The organism is Corynebacterium sp. HMSC076G08 (assembly GCF_001811515.1).
Classification (GTDB): domain Bacteria; phylum Actinomycetota; class Actinomycetes; order Mycobacteriales; family Mycobacteriaceae; genus Corynebacterium; species Corynebacterium hiratae.
The window spans coordinates 1-239 of the sequence record NZ_KV805088.1; the positions used below are offsets into that span (position 1 = coordinate 1).

Genomic DNA, 239 nt, shown 5'->3' on the forward strand with positions numbered 1-239 from the left:
CCGTTGCTCGAGGTCTCCACCGACAAGGTCGACACCGAAATCCCGTCCCCGGTCGCCGGCACCCTCATTGAAATCCTCGCCGAGGAAGACGACACCGTCGACGTCGGCGCCGTCATCGCCCGCGTCGGCGACGGCTCCGCCGCAGCCTCCGAAAAGCCTGCCGCCAAGGCAGAGGAAAAGAAGGAAGAGCCCAAGGCCGAAGAGAAGAAGGAAGAGCCGAAGGCAGAGGACAAGCCGGC

At 65.3% G+C, this 239-nt stretch carries 1 protein-coding gene; it reads left to right on the plus strand.

Translation table 11 applies throughout. From position 1 onward, the window contains the following. Window positions 1–239, plus strand: a 239-nt coding sequence (locus HMPREF2806_RS12900; protein ID WP_304440908.1) for a biotin/lipoyl-containing protein, incomplete at both ends; no start/stop codon positions are given.